This is a genomic window from Parahoeflea halophila (assembly GCF_900220985.1).
Taxonomy (GTDB): Bacteria; Pseudomonadota; Alphaproteobacteria; order Rhizobiales; family Rhizobiaceae; genus Hoeflea; species Hoeflea halophila.
Genome location: NZ_OCPC01000005.1, coordinates 87,833 through 105,481, shown reverse-complemented (window position 1 = coordinate 105,481; position 17,649 = coordinate 87,833). Strand labels below are relative to the sequence as shown.

Here is a 17,649-nt window from a genome sequence, read left to right as displayed (position 1 = left end):
TGTTCAATCCTGACCGAACCCGACATAAAATTTCCCGCAGAACCGGCTATGGACATCAAGCGGCGGTGTCGACAAAAGTGTGGAAAGCCGGTGATGCACCGAAGATTCCAACTGTCCTGGGGTGAATTCATGGAAGACGTTTCTGCGGCGCGCGACATATTGGCAAAGCTGATTTCCTATCCGACTGTCAGCCGTGACACCAATTTGCCGCTTGTCGAGTGGGTCGAAACCTATCTCGAGGGTCACGGCGTTTCCTCGCAGAGGGTGATGAGCCCCTGTGGAATGAAAGCCCATCTCTACGCCCAGACCGGCCCGGAGATAGATGGCGGTGTGATCCTGTCAGGGCACACTGATGTGGTTCCGGTCGACGGGCAGGCGTGGTCCACCGATCCCTGGACTTTGACCGAGCGCGACGGAAAGCTCTATGGCCGCGGTGCTTGCGACATGAAGGGTTTTGACGCATTGGCGCTGCTGGCCATGGCCCGGGCTGCCAAACTGCCGCTCAAACGCCCGTTGCAACTGGCCTTGTCTTTTGACGAGGAAGTTGGCTGCGTCGCGGTCGTCGATCTGGTTGAAACCCTGCTGGGTGCATTGCCGCGCGCGCGCGAAGTGATCGTCGGCGAGCCAACCATGATGAAGGTGGTCACGGGCCATAAGGGAGGGCTGGGTTATCACGTCCATGTCCGGGGACACGAAGTGCATTCCTCGCTGTTGCACTATGGCGTCAGCGCCATCATGCAGGCGGCAAAGCTGATCGATTGGGCCAACCAGCGCAACGCAGAGAACCAGCAGCGCACGCCTTCTGAACTTGCAGGCCCCTTCGAGCCGCCCTTCACGACGCTGCACGTCGGCGAGATCGAGGGTGGCACCGCGCACAACATTACCGCCAAGGATTGCCGGTTCTTTATCGAATTCCGGTTCGTGCCCGGTGAAAGCCCTGATCATTGGGCCGGCCTGTTCGAAGCCAAAGCGGCTGAACTGACAGCCGAGATGCAGAAGATCCATCCCGACGCGGGTTTTGAGTTGAAACGCGGGTTTGCGCTTCCAGCCCTGTCGCCAGAAACGGATGGTCCGGCAGAAACATTGGCTCGGCGGCTGACCGGCGACAATGGCCAGCACGTGGTCAGCTACGGCACCGAGGGCAGCCAGTTTCAGGTGCGCGGCTACTCCACTGTTATCTGCGGCCCCGGCGACATTGCTCAGGCGCACCAGCCCGACGAGTTTCTCAGCCTCGAACAGCTCGCCGCCGGCGAGGCGTTCATCGACAGGCTGCTCGATTCCATGTGCGCCTAAGCCCTGAAAAGCGGCGGTGGGGCTGCTGCTGTCTTCAGCCGCGGGTGCGGTCGTCGACGAATTCGATCAGGCAGGGCCGAGGTAGATCCCGGAGCCCAGTCATGATGCCTTCACGGGTCGACACCCGTCGTGACGGCAGACCATAGGCTGCGGCCACGGCAGAGAAATCCGGCGCCGACGGGGTCACGCCGATCGGAGTGATCTCGGACGTTTCCATCGAGGTCTCGATTTCCATGTAACCGGAATTGTTCCACACCAGGAACGCCACGTTTGCGGCGCAATCGCGCGCACTGCCGAGTTCGGCCAGCGTGAACTGGAATCCGCCATCACCGAGCAGCGCCACCACCGGACGGGCGGTATCCCCAAGTGCTGCGCCGATTGCACCCGGCGCCGCGTAGCCCAGCGTGCCAAATCCGGTAGCGGAATTGAACCAGGAGGCGGGGCAGGGGGCTTCAACATACATGTTTCCGGCATAGACAAGCTGCGTCGAATCCCCAACCACAGTGGCTTTGGGCAGTGTCTGCCAGATCTCCTGCAACAGGTCGATGTGACCGAGATAGCCCTCTCCGATCTCAGCCTTCGCATTCTCGCGCAGTGCATCTGCACGGGCGGCGCCGTCTGAGGACGGACGTGCCCAGCTGTTGGCTCTTGAATGCATATCTTGCAGGAAGCAGCCGATGTCGGCCTTGATCGCCAGGGCCGGCTGCGGTCCGCGTGCCAGCTGATCTTCGGCGATGTCGACACGCAACAGATTTGCCGGAAGCGTGAAGCCGCCATCCTCGTACATGTCGCAGTCGGTCGGCCCCAGCTCGGTTGCAAGCGCCAAAACCAGGTCCGACTGATTGAGCATGTCCCGCACACAGGCAAGGCTTGGGCTGGCGGGAACGTCCAGCGCATGGCCGGACATGATGCCGCGCGCATTGGTGGTGCTGATCACCGGAGCATCAAGAGCCTCGGCGAGACGGCGCACAGCCACGGCATGGCGGACCGCTCCGCCGCCGAGCAGGATCGCCGGCTTCTTCGATTGCGTGCAAAGTCTTGCCGCCGCTTCGAGATCGGCCGCTGCTGCATGCAGCGGTGAGGTTTGGGGCATCGCGAAGCCCGCAGCGTCTGCCGGCAGCTTCATCACGTCGGTCGGGACTTCAATATGCACCGGCCCCGGTCGGCTGCTGGTCATGACCGAGAAGGCGCGGGCCAGAACCTCGCCGAGGTCAGCAGGATCGGTCAGCGTGTGCGACCACAGAGCGACGGTGTTAGCCAGCGCCGCCTGGTCCGGCAATTCGTGTAGATGCCCGCGGCCCTTGCCCAGCGTCGCCGTGGCGTTGACGCCGGAGATTACCAGCATCGGGATGCTGTCGGCCCGCGCCTGCGCCATCGCGGTCAGCGTGTTGGTCAGGCCCGGCCCGGTAATGACGAAGCACACGCCGGGGCGCCCGGTGACGCGGGCATAGCCATCGGCCATGAAGCCTGCACCCTGTTCGTGGCGCGGCGTGATGTGCTTTATCGCGCTGCTGGCAAGACCCCGGTAAAGCTCGATGGTGTGAACACCGGGAATGCCGAAGACGGTATCGACGCCAGCCTGTTCGAGCATGCTGACCAGGGCTTCGCCGACCGTGGGAGCTGCGGCCCTCATCAGAGGCTTTCCACAAAGCTGGAAATCCGGTGGCAGGCTTCCACGACCGATTCGTCGGGCACCGTCAGGCTGAGCCGAATCAGTTTGCCGGCATTGTCGCCGAAGGACGAGCCGGGCATGACGGCGACGCCAGCGTCCAGCAGCCGCCAGGCAAACGTCTCGCCGTCCAGCCCCGTAGCGGAGACGTCGAAAACGATGAACATGCCCGCCCGCGGCCGGAACGGCACCATCGATCCGGTCTTCTCCAGCGTGTCGGCAAACTGCGCAGCACGGCGCTTGTAGGATTCCCGCATCCGGGTGGAGGTGGTCAGATCGCTGTTGAGCGCAAAGGCCGTCATGTCGGCGATAAAGGGCTGGTTGCCGAACAGCATGGTTTCCGACAGTGGCAGCAGTTTCTCGCAGAATTCCTGCGGGCCAACCGCCCATCCGCTGCGGAAACCCGGCGCGGCGTGCGACTTGGAAATCGACGAGACCGCAATCACCCGGTCGGCAAGTTCCGGCATGTCGAAGGGGGAGGCGAACGCGCCGTCGAATACCAGCTCTTCATAGACTTCGTCGGCAACAATCCAGAGATCGTGCGCCTTGCAGACCGCACCTATTTCCGCGACCTCCTCCGCACTCAACACCGCCCCTGTCGGGTTGTGCGGTGAATTTAACAACAGCACCCGCGAGGCCGGCGTGATTGCAGCTTCCAGATCGCTTGCGGTAAGACGGAACCCGTTTTCCGGCCTCAAAGGCACAGATTGGCGATGCGCCCCGCTGGCGGTGATGACGCCGTCATAGGTGGCGTAGAAAGGATCGCCCACCAGCACACCATCACCGGGTCCGGTCAAACCCATCATGGTTGCGTAAAGTGCCGTCTGGGTGCCGGGAAAGCAAAGCACGTTGCTCCGGTCCACGCCTTCGCGGCGTCTGGAATAGCGGGCTGCGATCGCGTCGAGCAATTCGGGTTCACCCCGGCCGCTCGAATAACCGGTGCGCCCGGCCAGCATCGACTGGTGGCAGACCTCGAACAGTTGCGGATCCGGCGGCAGGTCCGGCTCGCCGATAGTCAGTTCGATGATGCCGGCACCAGCGGCCTCCATCTCGCGGCTGCGCTGGTGAATGGCCCATTTGGCGCCGCCGGTGTGCGCCAGCCGCTCGGTGATTGCCGCATATCTCATGATGATCAGTCCTTGAAGTCGGCCGGGTCGATGCCAAGCAGTGTGGCCGTGGAATTGAGTGCGATCTGCACCACATTGAGGCGGGAGAAATCATCGCCGCCCATGGAAATTTCGATCCAGAGTCCGTCCAGCAATGCATTGAGCACGATCGCATGCTGGTGGATCTCCTGGGGGGAGGCCGGCCTCCCGCGCTCGGCGAAAACTTCAGCGATCAGCCTTTCGACCAGATCGCGAAACGCCTGGTAGCCTTCACTGTGGACCTCCGCCATCGCCGGATCCGAATGCACCGTTCCGATGAAGGCCGCCCAGATCGACAGTGTCCGGCCGTCGGCCACGGGTGCGGTGACGCTGGCGCGGATCAATCCGGCCAGGCGTGTTTGGGCGGAACCTTCCCCGCAGCCCGCTTCAGCCGCGGCGATAAGGTCCGATATGAAAGTCCGGTAGGCGCTCGCGACAAGCCGCTCCTTGTTGTCGAAATAGCGCCGGATCAGCCCGGGCGTGACGCCTGCGCGAAACGCAACCTCCCGTACGGTCGCGCCGGCCAATCCGAGTTCGGCGACGCTGTCGAGAGTGGCCGCAATCAGGTCATTCTGGCGGACAGCCTCGCTTTCGCGATGGAAGGTCCGGCGTGTCATTCACGCCACACGGGGCGGGTAAGGCAGGTCGGGCCGCCTTCGCAGGGAATGCAAAGCGCGTCCGCATTGAACGCGGTGACCTTGCATCCGGCCTGTTCCATCAGCGCCCTGGTTTTCGGAAACCCGTCGACCATGATCACTTCGCCCGGCGTCAATGCCAGCACATTGAGATTGAGGCCGTTTGAGGCCGCGAACTCGTCGTCGGGAGCTTCCACCAGCGTGTAACCGTGGTCCTTCAGCAATTGCCAGAACGCCACCGGCAGCATCGGGGCGTAGACCAGGGCCAACTTCTCATCGAGCGGCGACATTACCGACATCAGGTGCAGACAGGCCTCGGCGCCATTGCCAAGCGGAAGATCGAAGCCGAGAACATTGACGCCTAGTGGCGCCAGAATTGCACCCAGTTGTTCAATGCCTGCCTGGTTGGTGCGCACACCGCGTCCCACCGCAAGTGTGTTTTCGTCCACCCAGATGCAGTCGCCACCCTCAACCACACCTGGCGCTTCGATCCGGCCCAGAATGGGAACGCCCGCTGACTTGTAGGCGGCCTCGTGCAGGTCAGGCTCGCCCATCCGGCCGGATTTCCCCATCCGCAGGATCACGGCACCCTTGTCCGTGACCAGCGATGGATCATGCGTGAACATGGCGTCGGCGAGGCCGTCGCTGGTGTCCTCGATCCAGATGATCTCCGCTCCGCTGGCTGCCACCAGACCGGCAAATACCCCGAACTGTTCGATGGCACGATTTGCGTCAAAGCCGGCGCCATAATGCCAGTCCTCCGCCTTGGCCTGCCGCAGGCTGTCGCCCGGCGCGCGCATCAATACCCGCTTGAGCGGGGGCGTCATGGATTGAGATCCGTATGTCATGAGATGGTCCATTGAGGGGAAAAATTTGTGAAATTATACACTTGATTAATTACCGCGCAAGGGGCACGATTGCCCGACTTCGCTCCACCCGGAGCATCAGAGGAGCCGCATGAGCAGTCCACAATCCGGTGCCAAGACCGGAGCCCAAGCATCCACACCAGCTGTTGAAGTTGCCGATCTTCGCAAGAGGTTTGGCGACCTTGAAGTGCTCAAGGGGGTGTCGCTGACAGCCGGAAACGGCGATGTGGTCGCCATTATTGGGGGGTCCGGATCGGGCAAGTCGACCCTGCTGCGCTGCATCAACATGCTGGAGCTTCCGACCAGCGGTGCCGTCAGCATCCAGGGTGAGACCATCGAAATGCAACCCGATGGCCGGGACGGGCTCCGGCCCGCCAACGCGGCCCAGCTCCGCCGTATCCGCACCCGGCTCGCCATGGTGTTCCAGAGCTTCAATCTGTGGCAGCACATGACTGTGCTCGGAAATGTCATCGAGGCGCCGGTGCAGGTCATGGGCGTGCCGCGCGACGAGGCCATTGCGCGCGCCGAGAAGCTGCTCGAGCGCGTCGGACTGTCTGACAAGCGCGATGTCTATCCTGCCTTTCTTTCCGGTGGCCAGCAGCAGCGCGCCGCCATTGCACGGGCGCTCGCGGTTGAACCCGAAGTCATGCTGTTTGATGAGCCGACCTCTGCACTGGACCCGGAACTGGTCGGTGAGGTGCTGGCCGTGATTGCCGATCTGGCGCGTGAAGGCCGCACCATGCTTCTGGTCACACACGAAATGAAGTTCGCCCGCGAGGTTGCCAACCATGTGGTCTTCCTCGCCGATGGCGTGATCGAGGAGGAAGGCCCGCCGGATCTAGTCTACAGCGCTCCCAAATCCGAGCGCCTGCAGAAATTCCTTGCGACTGTCGAATAGTCCAAGGCTCAATGGGCTCAGCCCGAATTCTTTAAACAGGGGAAAACCATGAAGAACAAAATCATCACCACGATTGCCGCTTTTGGCCTTTCACTTGCAGCCAGTGCGGCGTCCGCCGAAACCGTGCGTGTCGGCGTCGCAGCCGAGCCCTATCCGCCGTTCACCGAGCCGGATGCCGCGGGCAACTGGACCGGCTGGGAAATCGACTTCATGAACGCCGTCTGCGCTGAAGCCAAGCTTGATTGTGTGGTCACCCCCGTGGCCTGGGACGGCATCATTCCGGCGCTCACATCGAACAAGATCGACGCCATCATCGGCTCCATGTCGATCACCGAGGAGCGTCAGAAGACGATTGATTTCTCCGACAAGTACTACAACACGCCATCGGTGATCGCGACGTCCAAGGGGTCGGGCATCACGCCGGACGCTGCCGGCCTCGAAGGCAAAATCATCGGCGTTCAGGTCTCCACCATCCACCAGGATTACGTGACAACGCACTTCGCCGACGCAGCCGCCGAGATCAAGGAATACCAGACCCAGGACGAAGCCAACCAGGATCTCGCTGCAGGCCGTGTTGATGCCGTGATGGCGGATTCGCTGGCACTGGACGCCTTCGTCAAATCCGATGCCTGCTGCGAGATCGTCGGCGCCGTCGAAGACGATCCGGCCATCCTCGGTGCCGGCGTCGGCGTTGGCCTGCGCAAGGGCGACGATGAGCTGCGCGAAAAATTCAACGCTGCCATCGCAGCGATCCGCGAAAACGGCACCTATGCCGAATTCTCGAAGGCCTATTTCGACTTCGACATCTACGGCCAGTAATATGTCCGACCTGGCGCGTTGCGCTGCCACCGGCCCGGCGGATCTGATCCGCCGGGCCGGTGAGGCTGCTTCACATGATTGACTGGATCGCAGGCCTTGCCGCCTGGGAATTGCTGGCGCTTGAACCACCCGGCTGGGGCGGCGTGCTGCTCAGGGGCCTGGCGGTGTCCCTGCAGGTGGCAGTCGGCGGCTATCTTCTGGGCTTTCTGATCGGCGTCGGAGGCGCCACCGGCAAGCTCTATGGCGGCCCGATCCTGCGCGATATTCTCGATGTCTACACCACTCTGGTGCGCGCGGTGCCGGAACTGGTTCTCATTCTGCTGCTCTATTACGCCGGAACCGACGCGCTCAACCAGATCATGATCCTGCTTGGCGCCGAACGCGTTGATATCAGCGGGCTTGCAGCCGGCATCTTCGTCATCGGTGTGGTGCAGGGCGCCTATCAGACCGAAGTTCTGCGCGGAGCCTTCAAGGCGGTGCCTCACGGCGAAACCGAAGCCGCGCGCGCCTACGGCATGTCGCCGCTGCAGGTTCTGCGCCGCATCACGCTTCCGGGCATGCTGCCCCATGCCGTGCCGGGCCTTTCCAACCTCTGGCTGATCGCCACCAAGGACACGGCCCTGCTGGCCGTCGTTGGGGTCGCCGAACTGACACTGGTCACCCGGCAGGCGGGTGGCACCACCAAGTCCTATTTCCTGTTCTTCTGCGCCGCAGGACTCCTCTATCTGATGGTGACACTGCTTTCCAATGTCGTCATCCGACTTATCGAGCGCCACGCCCGCCGCGGTATCCCGGCGGTGCGCTGATGAGCCCTGAGCAAAGACGCTGGAACGAACCGCACCGCCTGGTGCTGATGGCAATTGCGGTCGCCATCGTGCTGTTCGCCGCATACAACATGCGCTGGGACTGGTTGCCGCGCTATTCCGGAAAGCTCGTCTCGGGTGTCGGCACTACGCTGTGGCTGCTGTTGCTGACCTCGGTGCTGGGCTTTCTGATCGCGCTTCCGCTGGGTCTGGCACAGGCTGCCGGTCCGGTGTGGCTTGCAGCACCTGCAAGGGCCTTCTGCACCGTAATCCGCGGCACGCCGCTGCTGTTGCAATTGTGGTTGCTCTATTATGGCCTCGGTTCGCTGTTCGCCTACTGGCCCGAAGTCCGCCAGTCCTGGGCCTGGCCCTATCTCCGTTCGGCTTGGCCTTACGGAGTGCTGGCGCTGACCATGTCTTTTGCCGGATACGAGGGCGAGGTGATACGCGGGGCCTTTGCCGGTGTTCCCAGGGGCGAGCTCGAGGCCGGGCGTGCCTACGGCATGTCGCGCTTCACCGTGTTCCGCCGCATCTGGCTGCCCCGCGCCATCCACCGGGCGCTGCCGACGCTGGCCGGCGAGACAGTCTTGCAGCTCAAGGCCACACCGCTGGTCGCAACCATCACCGTGGTTGACGTCTATGCCATCATTTCGCGGGTTCGCCAGGACACATATCTGACCTATGAGCCGCTCCTGCTGCTGGCGCTGATCTACATGCTGCTGACCGGTGTGCTTGTTCTTGCATTCCGCTGGCTCGAGGCCAGGGTTCCGGTCAAGGGCAGCTGATCTTCAGGCAACGCTGGACCGGCTCTTTCGGCTCAACGTCGGCGTGACACCGAACTGACGGTTGAATGCGCGCGACAGCGCCGATTGGGAGGAGAACCCGGTTCTCGATGCGATGTCGGTCATGGTCAGGCGCGTGTTGTCGACAAGACGCCGTGCGGCGGCCAGTCTGAGCGAGAGGAAATAGCTTCCCGGTGTCTGCCCCAGTTGCCGGGTGAAAAGCTGTTCCAGCCCGCGGGCCGACATTGACACCCGTTTTGCAATCGCCGCGATGCTCAGCGGCGCATCGATATGGGTTTCCATGATCCGGATGGCCCGCACCAGGCGGGGATCATGATGGGTATCGCCCAGCGTGACGTTGACCTGCGCATCGCTTGCTGCACGCAGATCGTCGTGAACGAAACTGCTCGCCACATCCAGCGCAGCCGGATGTCCAAGCACCTGCCGCACCACGTCGACCATCAGGTCGAAAGTCGGCGATGCCCCGGAGGTGGTGATGAAACGGCCGTCGACGACATAGCGGTCGGGGCGCAGATCGACATTCGGAAAAGCTGCGGCGAATTCCTCGAAATCCTCCCAATGGGTCGCTGCCCGATGGTCATCGAGAAGTCCGGTGCGCGCCAGCAGCCAGGGGCCCGATTCGACGCCGACGACAAATCTTGCCTGCCGCGCCGTTCTGTAGAGATGGGCAATCAGCCTGCGATCCGTCATCTGCGCAGCACCATAGCCGGCGACAACGACGAGAATCTCACACCTGGAAGAGGGCAGGTGTCGTCCGGAGACAGGCAGACGGATCCCCGATGACGTTTCCGGCGGATCCCCGTCGAACGAAACAAAACGCCAGTCGAAGACCATGCGGCCGGCCTGCCGGTTTGCTGAGCGGAGCGGTTCGACCGAGCTTGATACCGTCATCATCGACGATCCCGGAACAATCAGCAGATCGACACTGATCGGCGGGCGCAGTTTCGAAAGCGCCGAAAGGGCTTCGCTTTGTGTCATGTATTCTTCGTAAAATGAAACACGTGTCGCGGCAAGACAGTCATCATTGCGCAATCATCAAAAGGAGGATTGACCGCATGCCCCTGACCATGAATCGCGAGGTTTTCATCACCTGCGCCGTCACCGGCTCCGGCTCCACCCAGGATCGCAGCCCGCATGTGCCGCGCTCACCCGAGCAGATTGCCAATTCAGCAATCGATGCCGCGAAGGCTGGTGCGGCGATTGTGCACTGCCATGTGCGCGATCCTGAAACCGGGACGCCACGCCGCGATGTGGCGCTCTACCGAGAGGTGACCGACCGCATCCGCGATGCCGAGGTTGATGTTGTTCTCAATCTGACCGCCGGCATGGGCGGTGACCTCACCCTTGGCGGAACAGAATCTCCGTTGCCGCCGGTTGCCGGAACCGACATGGTCGGCGCGACCGAGCGCGTGGCCCACATCCGCGAATGCTTGCCCGAAATCTGCACGCTCGATTGCGGTACGATGAATTTCGCCGAGGCCGATTACGTCATGACCAACACGCCCGGCATGTTGCGCGCCATGGGCGGCATGATGACTGAGCTTGGCGTCAAGCCGGAGATCGAGGCTTTTGACACCGGCCATCTCTGGTTCGCCAAGGAACTGGTCAAGGAAGGCGTGCTCGCGCCCGACGCGCTTGTGCAGCTCTGCATGGGGGTGCCCTGGGGCGCGCCGGATGATCTCAATACCTTCATGGCGATGGTCAACAATGTGCCTGACGACTGGAACTGGTCGGCCTTTTCGCTCGGCCGCAACCAGATGGCCTATGTCGCAGCCGCAGTTCTGGCCGGCGGCAATGTCCGTGTTGGCCTTGAGGACAATCTCTGGCTCGGGAAGGGGCAGCTTGCCACCAATGCGCAACTGGTGGAGCGCGCCGTCACGATTGTCGAGAACATGGGGGCACGAGTCATCGGCCCGCAGGAAGTCCGCGAACGTCTCAACCTGACCAAGCGTGCGCCTTCGTCCAATTGAATGCCGTCTGGGAGGGCCGTAACTCATGAGTGAGACCAAAACTGCTGCCATCATTGGCGGCGGCGTCATTGGCGGTGGCTGGGCCGCACGCTTCCTGTTGAACGGCTGGGACGTGGTCGTCTCCGACCCGGACCCGGAAGTCGAGCGCAAGGTTGGCGAAGTCCTGGCCAATGCAAGGCGATCCTTGCCGGCCCTGTCGGATGTGACGGTCCCGAAGGAAGGCAAGCTGCGCTTTGCCACCTCGCTTGCCGAGGCGGTGGCCGGTGCGGACTGGATCCAGGAAAGCGCGCCCGAGCGCCTCGATATCAAGCACAAGGTCTTTGCCGAGATCCAGGCCCATTGCCGCACCGATGCGCTGATCGGCTCGTCGACCTCCGGCTTCAAGCCTTCCGAGTTGCAGCAGGGTGCGGCAAGGCCGGAGCAGATCTTCGTCGCCCACCCTTTCAATCCCGTCTACCTGTTACCGGTCATCGAGCTTGTCGGAGTCCAGCAAACGGTTGAGCGCGCCAAGGAGGTGCTCGACGGCATCGGCATGAAGCCGCTCATCGTGCGCAAGGAAATCGACGCCCATATTGCCGACCGCTTTCTTGAAGCGGTCTGGCGCGAGGCGCTGTGGCTGATCAAGGACGGCATCGCCACCACCCAGGAAATCGACGACGTCATCCGTTTCGGCTTCGGCATGCGCTGGGCCCAGATGGGCCTGTTCGAGACCTACCGCATCGCCGGTGGCGAGGCCGGCATGCGCCATTTCATCGCGCAGTTCGGCCCCTGCCTTTCATGGCCCTGGACCAAACTGATGGATGTTCCGGAACTCACCGCTGAGCTGACGGACATGATCGCCGATCAGTCGGACGCGCAGTCAGGCATGCATTCGATCCGCGAACTCGAGCGCATCCGCGACGACAATCTGGTGGCCATGATGCGTGCCCTGAAAGGCCGCAACTGGGGGGCAGGCGAACTGCTGAATGCTCAGGACGCGCGCAACAAGCCGCCGCTGCCGACCGCCATTGACAAGCCGCTTGAAACGCTGTCCCGCGTCATTCCCATCGACTGGATGGACTACAACGGCCACATGAATGAAAGCCGCTACGGCCAGGTGTTTTCCGATGCCGGCGACGTGGTGATGCACATGGTTGGTGCCGACCCGGATTATATCGCCAGCGGGTTGTCATATTTCACCGTCTCCAACGAGATCTCCTATATCAATGAAACCCATCTCGGCGACGTGATCCATGTCCGCACCCAGGTGCTCGAGGCACGCGGCAAGAAGCTGCGGCTTTATCACGAGATGATCCGCACCACGGATGATGAGCTGCTGGCGACCTGCAACCAGCTGCTTCTGCATGTTTCACTTGAAACCCGGCGCACCTGCGAGCCGGAAGGGGAGGTTCTGGAAAGGATCACGGCTCTGGGTGAAGCCCAGTCGAAACTGCCCAAACCCGCCAGCATGCGGGACTAGACAATGGGCAGGCGGGTTCTCATCACCGGTGGCGGATCGGGCATCGGCAAGGCGATGGCAACGACCTTTGCCGCAGAAGGCGCGCGCGTGCTTGTCACCGACATGGACGGAGAGGCGCTGGCGCAATGCCCCGGCAACTGGCTGAAAATGACAGGCGACGCCAGCGATCCGGAGCACATGCAAGCGGTCTTCACCCGCATCTCTGACGAGTGGGGCGGTATCGATGTGGTTTGTGCCAATGCCGGCATTGCCGGTCCCACCGCCCTCGTCGAGGACGTCGAACCGGAAGATTTCCGCCGTTGCCTGGCGGTCAATCTCGAAGGCGCATTCCTGGCCGCAAAGTTCGCCGCTCCGATCATGAAGGCGCAGCAATCCGGCGTGATCTTGATCACCTCGTCCAATGCCGGCATCAACGGCTTTCCCAACCGGTCCCCCTATTCGGCGGCCAAATGGGCGGTAATCGGTCTGATGAAGACGCTGGCCATGGAACTCGGACCCTATGGCATCCGCGCCAATGCGATTGCGCCAGGCTGCGTTGAAGGCCCCCGCATTAACGGCGTTATCGAACGCGAGGCGAAAGCCAAGGGGACAACGCCGGATATTATCCGGGCAGGCTACGAGGCCGGTGTCTCGATGCGCGCGTTCGTTACCGCCCAGGACGTCGCCAACATGGCCGCATTCCTGGCGTCCGATGGCGCGCGACTGGTGTCCGGCCAGGTGATCCCCGTTGACGGCCATACTGAAAACCCCGACCCGAAGGTGTAGGACAATGAATTTCGGACTGACCCAGGAACAGGAGATGATCGTCGAGACCACGCGGGCTTTCGTCGAAAATGAACTCTATCCGCACGAAGCCGAGGTTGAGCGCAGCGGCCATCTCGACATGGATCTGGTGCGCGAGCTCCAGCGAAAGGCCATCGCCGCCGGGCTTTACGCCGCCAACATCCCGGAAGAATTCGGCGGCGCCGGTCTCGATACGCTCACTTGGCTGCTTTACGAGAAGGAACTCGGCCGCGCCAATTACGCGCTGCACTGGACCTGCGTCGCTCGCCCCTCCAACATTCTCTGCGCCGGCACGCCCGAGCAGCGCGCGAAGTATCTCGAGCCTTGCGTCGCCGGCGAAAAATGGGATTGCCTGGCCATGACCGAGCCTGGGGCAGGGTCCGATCTGCGCGGCATGAAGGCGACGGCCAAACAGGACGGCAGCAACTGGGTGCTCAACGGCACCAAGCACTTCATCTCCCACGCCGATATCGCCGATTTTACCATCGCCTTCATGGCCACCGGCGAGGAAGACACACCGCGCGGACGCAAGAAGCTGATCACCGCCTTCTTCGTCGACAAGGACACGCCGGGCTATGCGGTTCGCGATGGCTACCGCAATGTCTCGCATCGCGGCTACACCAACGCCGTCCTCGAATTCGACAATTGCCGCATCCCGGCCGAAAACGTGCTCGGCGAAGTCCACAAGGGCTTCGAGGTCGCCAACACCTGGCTCGGCGCCACAAGGCTGCAGGTCGGCGCCACCTGCCTTGGCCGCGCCGACCGTGCTTTTCGGCATTCGGTCGAATGGGCAGCGACGCGCGAGCAGTTTGGCCAGCCGATCGGCAAGTTCCAGGGCGTGTCCTTCAAGCTCGCCGACATGGCGATGGAGATGAAGGCCGCAGAACTGATGATCATGGAAGCCGGCTGGAAGTTCGACCAGGGAACGGTGACAGATGCCGACATGGCCATGGCCAAGCTCAAGGCCACCGAGATGCTCGCCATGGTCGCCGACGAGGCCATCCAGATCCATGGCGGCATGGGGCTGATGGACGAGCTGCCGCTTGAACGCATCTGGCGCGATGCCCGCATCGAACGCATCTGGGAAGGCACATCGGAAATCCAGCGTCACATCATTTCGCGCGCACTGCTGCGGCCTTTCGGGGCCTGATGACAAGTTGGAGGGGAAAATCAAGTGAAGCTCACCAGATACACCATCGCGCTGTCGATTATGTTCTGTCTCGCGGCCACACCACACTCGCTCGCACAAACCGTTGAGAATACGCCGCGGCACGTGGCCAACTCCTACATCGCTGCCCTCGTCGGAGAAGTGTCCGCCAAACTCTGCAACAGATTGGTTGGAGGCTATGACAAAGACGTCGCTTTCTTCAGGGGACCGGCAGCAAAAGGGCGCAAGCTGCTGCTTTCGAGCGGAATGAAGAACAGTCAGATGAAAGCAACCCACGACAAACAGAGGCGGGGGATGACGAGTGAGATCAAGAGCAAGTCGCACAAGCGGCAGGTGGCCTTCTGCAATGCTGACATCAGAAAATGGAAGCGCAAGGTAAAGCATCGTTAAACCGGGTCGGGATCCGGGCAAAGCCTTTTGATCCTGCGACTCATATTGTCCAATAGCCTTTCCCAGCGTGGTGACGATTAAGTGTACGCCATCCCATGACCCGCGATCTCTCCCGCCTGTTGCGGCCCCGATCCATCGCACTGTTCGGCGGCGGCTGGGCCGCCAATGTGGTGACGCAACTGAAGAAATCCGGTTTTGATGGCCACATCTGGCCGGTCAACCCGAAGCGCGCCGACATTCTCGGCGTGCCTTGCCTCGCTTCCATCGACGACCTGCCCGCCGCACCCGACGCCAGCTTCATCGGCGTCAATCGCGATGCGACAATAGAGGTGGTCGAGCGCTTGAGCGCGATGGGGGCGGGCGGTGCGACCTGCTTTGCCTCCGGGTTTTTGGAAAGCGAGAACGAAACCACCGGCGGGGCGGATCTGCAGGCAAGGCTGATCAAGGCGGCTGGCACCATGCCGATCCTCGGGCCAAACTGCTACGGGTTGATCAACTATCTCGACACTGTCACGCTGTGGCCCGATCAGCATGGCGGTCTTGCGGTCGACAGCGGCGTGGCCATTGTCGCGCAATCCTCCAACATCGCCATCAACATGACGATGCAGGCGCGTGGACTGCCGATTGCCTATGTGATCGCCGCCGGCAACCAGGCCCAGACCGGCGCCAGTGATCTCGCCGCGTCCTTGCTGGATGACGACCGGGTCACGGCGATTGGCCTTTATCTCGAAGGGTTTGGCGACATCCGTGCGTTGGAAGCCTTTGCCGCCAAGGCACGGGCGCGGCGCAAGCCGGTGGTCGCCATCAAGATCGGCCGCTCCGATAAGGCCCGTGCGGCGACCATGACTCACACCGCCTCCCTCGCGGGCAATGCCGCGGCGGGCTCCGCGTTGCTCAGGCGGCTCGGCATCATCGAGGTCGAGACCATCGCGGTGTTTCTTGAAACGCTCAAGCTGCTGCACTCGCTCGGCCCGCTGCCCGGTGCCTCGATCTGTTCGGTCAGTTGCTCGGGTGGCGAGGCCAGTCTGATGGCGGATCTGAGCAGCGGCAGCAAACTTGAATTTACAGATTTTGCCGCTTCCCAGCGAGCAGCCCTGAAGGCCGAACTCGGACCTATTGTCAGCATCGCCAATCCGCTCGATTACCACACCTTCATCTGGGGCGATGTCCCGCGCATGACCCGGGTCTTCTCGACCGTTATGGCCGAGACGTTTGACTTGACTGTCTTCATTCTCGACATGCCGCGCGCAGATCGCTGCGACCCGTCAGGCTATCAATGCGCGGTCGACGCCATCATCGCTGCCAGGGCCGAAACCGGTGCCCGCGTGGCCGTTCTGGCCAGCCTGCCGGAGAACATGTCGGATCACTTCACCCGCCGATTCATGGACGCGGGCGTGGCGGTGCTTCACGGCATGAGCGAAGGCATCGCTGCCATCGCCGCTGCAATCGAAGCGGGACAGACGAACGCGGTGGCCCCGCAGCCTTTGCTGCTGTCTGAACAGGTGCCCTCGAAAGCCTCGATCCTGAGCGAGTCAGCTTCCAAAGCCGCACTTTCCGGATTCGGCCTCAAGATTCCCCGCGCAGCCGCGGCTCTCTCGCTCGACGAGGTGATGCAGAAGGCTCAGTCTCTTGACCAGCCGCTGGCGCTGAAGGGCACAGGATTGGCACACAAGAGCGATGCCGGCCTGGTTGCGCTCAACCTGGTTGATCATGCGTCTCTGATGGCGGCGGCAAACCGGATGGGAGGCATCGCAACCGGCTATCTGGTCGAGGAGATGGTCGTGGGTGGTTTGGCGGAAGTGCTTGTCGGCATAACCCGCGACCCCACCGGCATCTTCCTGCTCACACTCGGCGCCGGTGGCGTGCTGACAGAATTGCTGGCCGATACGGCAAGCCTGCTGCTCCCCGCCACCCGTGCGGACATCGAAACCGCACTCAAAAGCCTGCGAATCGGCCGACAGCTCGAAGGTTATCGCGGCAAACCTGCTGCCGACCTCCAAGCGCTCAGCGATGCGGTCCTGGCCATCTGCGCCTATGCGGAAGCCCATGGCGACCGGCTGCTGGAACTCGAAGTCAATCCGCTCATCGCCCGTGCTGGTGATGCGGTTGCCGTCGACGCGCTCATCCGTCTCAATATAGCAGACCACAACAAGGAAATCACATTATGACCGGACCTGTCAGAACCAGAACCGTCGGCCACGTGCTGGAAGTCACGCTCGACCGGCCCAAGGCCAATGCTGTCGATTTGGCAGCCAGCCGGATCTTGGGCGAGGTGTTCCGCGATTTTCGCGACAACCCGGATCTTCGCGTCGCGATCCTCACCGGCGCGGGTGAGAAGTTCTTCTGCCCCGGCTGGGATTTGAAGGCCGCCAATGATGGCGACGCGGTCGATGGCGATTACGGAGTCGGCGGGTTCGGCGGTCTGCAGGAACTGCCGCATATGAACAAGCCGGTGATCTGTGCGGTCAACGGCATCTGCTGCGGCGGCGGACTGGAAATCGCGCTGTCCTGCGACATCATTCTGGCCGCTGACCACGCCACATTCGCGCTGCCCGAAATCCGCTCCGGCACTGTCGCCGATGCGGCCTCGATCAAGCTGCCAAAACGCATCCCCTACCACATTGCCATGGAAATGCTGTTCACCGGTCGCTGGCTTGATGCGCAGGAGGCCAACCGCTGGGGCTTCGTCAATCACGTCCACAGTGCTGATCGGCTGATGGTCGAGGCCTGGAAAATGGCCGAACTGCTTGCCTCCGGTCCGCCCCTGGTTTTCGCCGCGATCAAGGAGGTGGTGCGCGAGGCCGAGGGCGAGAAATTCCAGGACACCATGAACAAGGTCACCAGACGCCAGCTCAGAACTGTCGACACGCTCTACGGCTCGGAAGACAATCTGGAAGGCTTTCGCGCCTTTGCGGAAAAACGCGATCCGGTCTGGAAAGGTAAGTAGG

Annotated in this window: 17 protein-coding genes; 12 read left to right on the top strand and 5 right to left on the bottom strand. The window is 62.2% G+C overall.

What is annotated here, in order from left to right:
* Positions 1-93: 93 nt before the first annotated feature.
* Positions 94-1,293 carry an acetylornithine deacetylase gene (gene argE / locus CRO46_RS15920; protein WP_244577927.1) on the top strand — a complete coding sequence of 400 codons (1,200 nt, stop codon included), beginning with the start codon at positions 94-96 and terminating at the stop codon, positions 1,291-1,293.
* Between the two features lie 34 nt (positions 1,294-1,327).
* Here argE and CRO46_RS15915 read toward each other — a convergent pair whose 3' ends face one another.
* From CRO46_RS15915 to CRO46_RS15900, 4 genes are read right to left on the bottom strand one after another with little or no spacing between them, the layout of a single operon-like run.
* Positions 1,328-2,926, bottom strand: coding sequence for a 5-guanidino-2-oxopentanoate decarboxylase (locus CRO46_RS15915; protein WP_097108796.1), 1,599 nt, complete (start codon positions 2,924-2,926; stop codon positions 1,328-1,330).
* A complete protein-coding gene (locus CRO46_RS15910; RefSeq protein WP_097108795.1) occupies positions 2,926-4,089 on the bottom strand; it encodes a pyridoxal phosphate-dependent aminotransferase in 1,164 nt (387 codons plus the stop codon). Before CRO46_RS15910 ends, CRO46_RS15915 begins: the two co-directional genes overlap by 1 nt.
* Positions 4,090-4,094: 5 nt before the next feature.
* A complete protein-coding gene (locus tag CRO46_RS15905) occupies positions 4,095-4,724 on the bottom strand; it encodes a TetR/AcrR family transcriptional regulator (protein ID WP_097108794.1) in 630 nt (209 codons plus the stop codon).
* On the bottom strand, positions 4,721-5,569 hold the full coding sequence (locus CRO46_RS15900; RefSeq protein WP_097108793.1) for a dimethylarginine dimethylaminohydrolase family protein: 849 nt from the start codon (positions 5,567-5,569) through the stop codon (positions 4,721-4,723). Before CRO46_RS15900 ends, CRO46_RS15905 begins: the two co-directional genes overlap by 4 nt.
* A gap of 130 nt (positions 5,570-5,699) precedes the next feature.
* Here CRO46_RS15900 and CRO46_RS15895 point away from each other — a divergent pair, with 130 nt between their 5' ends.
* From CRO46_RS15895 to CRO46_RS15880, 4 genes are all read left to right on the top strand, one after another.
* Positions 5,700-6,506 carry an ABC transporter ATP-binding protein gene (locus tag CRO46_RS15895; RefSeq protein WP_097108792.1) on the top strand — a complete coding sequence of 269 codons (807 nt, stop codon included), beginning with the start codon at positions 5,700-5,702 and terminating at the stop codon, positions 6,504-6,506.
* Positions 6,507-6,554: 48 nt separating this feature from the next.
* The gene (locus CRO46_RS15890) at positions 6,555-7,325 is read left to right on the top strand and encodes a transporter substrate-binding domain-containing protein (protein WP_097108791.1); all 771 of its coding nucleotides are present in this window, start codon (positions 6,555-6,557) and stop codon (positions 7,323-7,325) included.
* Between the two features lie 74 nt (positions 7,326-7,399).
* Entirely contained in the window at positions 7,400-8,131 is a 732-nt protein-coding gene (locus CRO46_RS15885) for an ABC transporter permease (RefSeq protein ID WP_097108790.1), read from the top strand.
* Entirely contained in the window at positions 8,131-8,913 is a 783-nt protein-coding gene (locus CRO46_RS15880) for an ABC transporter permease subunit (RefSeq protein ID WP_097108789.1), read from the top strand. The genes CRO46_RS15885 and CRO46_RS15880 overlap by 1 nt, the downstream gene beginning before the upstream one ends.
* A 3-nt stretch (positions 8,914-8,916) precedes the next feature.
* Here CRO46_RS15880 and CRO46_RS15875 read toward each other — a convergent pair whose 3' ends face one another.
* Entirely contained in the window at positions 8,917-9,909 is a 993-nt protein-coding gene (locus CRO46_RS15875; protein WP_097108788.1) for a GlxA family transcriptional regulator, read from the bottom strand.
* A gap of 77 nt (positions 9,910-9,986) precedes the next feature.
* On the opposite strand from CRO46_RS15875, the gene bcoG reads away from it, so the two are divergent.
* The 7 genes from bcoG to CRO46_RS15840 all read left to right on the top strand — a co-directional run bounded on the left by bcoG (position 9,987) and on the right by CRO46_RS15840 (position 17,648).
* Complete coding sequence (gene bcoG, locus CRO46_RS15870) at positions 9,987-10,901, top strand: 3-dehydrocarnitine:acetyl-CoA trimethylamine transferase BcoG (protein ID WP_097108787.1); 915 nt, start codon at positions 9,987-9,989, stop codon at positions 10,899-10,901.
* 25 nt (positions 10,902-10,926) lie between these two features.
* Positions 10,927-12,360: a carnitine 3-dehydrogenase gene (locus CRO46_RS15865; protein WP_097108786.1), complete on the top strand. Its 1,434-nt coding sequence runs from the start codon at positions 10,927-10,929 to the stop codon at positions 12,358-12,360.
* Positions 12,361-12,363: 3 nt separating this feature from the next.
* Entirely contained in the window at positions 12,364-13,125 is a 762-nt protein-coding gene (locus tag CRO46_RS15860; protein ID WP_097108785.1) for an SDR family oxidoreductase, read from the top strand.
* Positions 13,126-13,129: 4 nt separating this feature from the next.
* Entirely contained in the window at positions 13,130-14,293 is a 1,164-nt protein-coding gene (locus tag CRO46_RS15855) for an acyl-CoA dehydrogenase family protein (RefSeq protein ID WP_097108784.1), read from the top strand.
* Positions 14,294-14,317: 24 nt separating this feature from the next.
* The gene (locus CRO46_RS15850) at positions 14,318-14,701 is read left to right on the top strand and encodes a hypothetical protein (RefSeq protein ID WP_097108783.1); all 384 of its coding nucleotides are present in this window, start codon (positions 14,318-14,320) and stop codon (positions 14,699-14,701) included.
* Positions 14,702-14,796: 95 nt separating this feature from the next.
* Complete coding sequence (locus CRO46_RS15845; protein WP_097108782.1) at positions 14,797-16,869, top strand: acetate--CoA ligase family protein; 2,073 nt, start codon at positions 14,797-14,799, stop codon at positions 16,867-16,869.
* Complete coding sequence (locus CRO46_RS15840) at positions 16,866-17,648, top strand: carnitinyl-CoA dehydratase (protein WP_097108781.1); 783 nt, start codon at positions 16,866-16,868, stop codon at positions 17,646-17,648. Before CRO46_RS15845 ends, CRO46_RS15840 begins: the two co-directional genes overlap by 4 nt.
* Position 17,649 lies beyond the last annotated feature (1 nt).

Bases quoted from the DNA above. Each gene is read 5' to 3' on its own strand.
- argE (WP_244577927.1), top strand. From the start codon at position 94: ATGCACCGAAGATTCCAACTGTCCTGGGGTGAATTCATGGAAGACGTT.
- CRO46_RS15915 (WP_097108796.1), bottom strand. From the start codon at position 2,926: ATGAGGGCCGCAGCTCCCACGGTCGGCGAAGCCCTGGTCAGCATGCTC.
- CRO46_RS15910 (WP_097108795.1), bottom strand. From the start codon at position 4,089: ATGAGATATGCGGCAATCACCGAGCGGCTGGCGCACACCGGCGGCGCC.
- CRO46_RS15905 (WP_097108794.1), bottom strand. From the start codon at position 4,724: ATGACACGCCGGACCTTCCATCGCGAAAGCGAGGCTGTCCGCCAGAAT.
- CRO46_RS15900 (WP_097108793.1), bottom strand. From the start codon at position 5,569: ATGACGCCCCCGCTCAAGCGGGTATTGATGCGCGCGCCGGGCGACAGC.
- CRO46_RS15895 (WP_097108792.1), top strand. From the start codon at position 5,700: ATGAGCAGTCCACAATCCGGTGCCAAGACCGGAGCCCAAGCATCCACA.
- CRO46_RS15890 (WP_097108791.1), top strand. From the start codon at position 6,555: ATGAAGAACAAAATCATCACCACGATTGCCGCTTTTGGCCTTTCACTT.
- CRO46_RS15885 (WP_097108790.1), top strand. From the start codon at position 7,400: ATGATTGACTGGATCGCAGGCCTTGCCGCCTGGGAATTGCTGGCGCTT.
- CRO46_RS15880 (WP_097108789.1), top strand. From the start codon at position 8,131: ATGAGCCCTGAGCAAAGACGCTGGAACGAACCGCACCGCCTGGTGCTG.
- CRO46_RS15875 (WP_097108788.1), bottom strand. From the start codon at position 9,909: ATGACACAAAGCGAAGCCCTTTCGGCGCTTTCGAAACTGCGCCCGCCG.
- bcoG (WP_097108787.1), top strand. From the start codon at position 9,987: ATGCCCCTGACCATGAATCGCGAGGTTTTCATCACCTGCGCCGTCACC.
- CRO46_RS15865 (WP_097108786.1), top strand. From the start codon at position 10,927: ATGAGTGAGACCAAAACTGCTGCCATCATTGGCGGCGGCGTCATTGGC.
- CRO46_RS15860 (WP_097108785.1), top strand. From the start codon at position 12,364: ATGGGCAGGCGGGTTCTCATCACCGGTGGCGGATCGGGCATCGGCAAG.
- CRO46_RS15855 (WP_097108784.1), top strand. From the start codon at position 13,130: ATGAATTTCGGACTGACCCAGGAACAGGAGATGATCGTCGAGACCACG.
- CRO46_RS15845 (WP_097108782.1), top strand. From the start codon at position 14,797: ATGACCCGCGATCTCTCCCGCCTGTTGCGGCCCCGATCCATCGCACTG.
- CRO46_RS15840 (WP_097108781.1), top strand. From the start codon at position 16,866: ATGACCGGACCTGTCAGAACCAGAACCGTCGGCCACGTGCTGGAAGTC.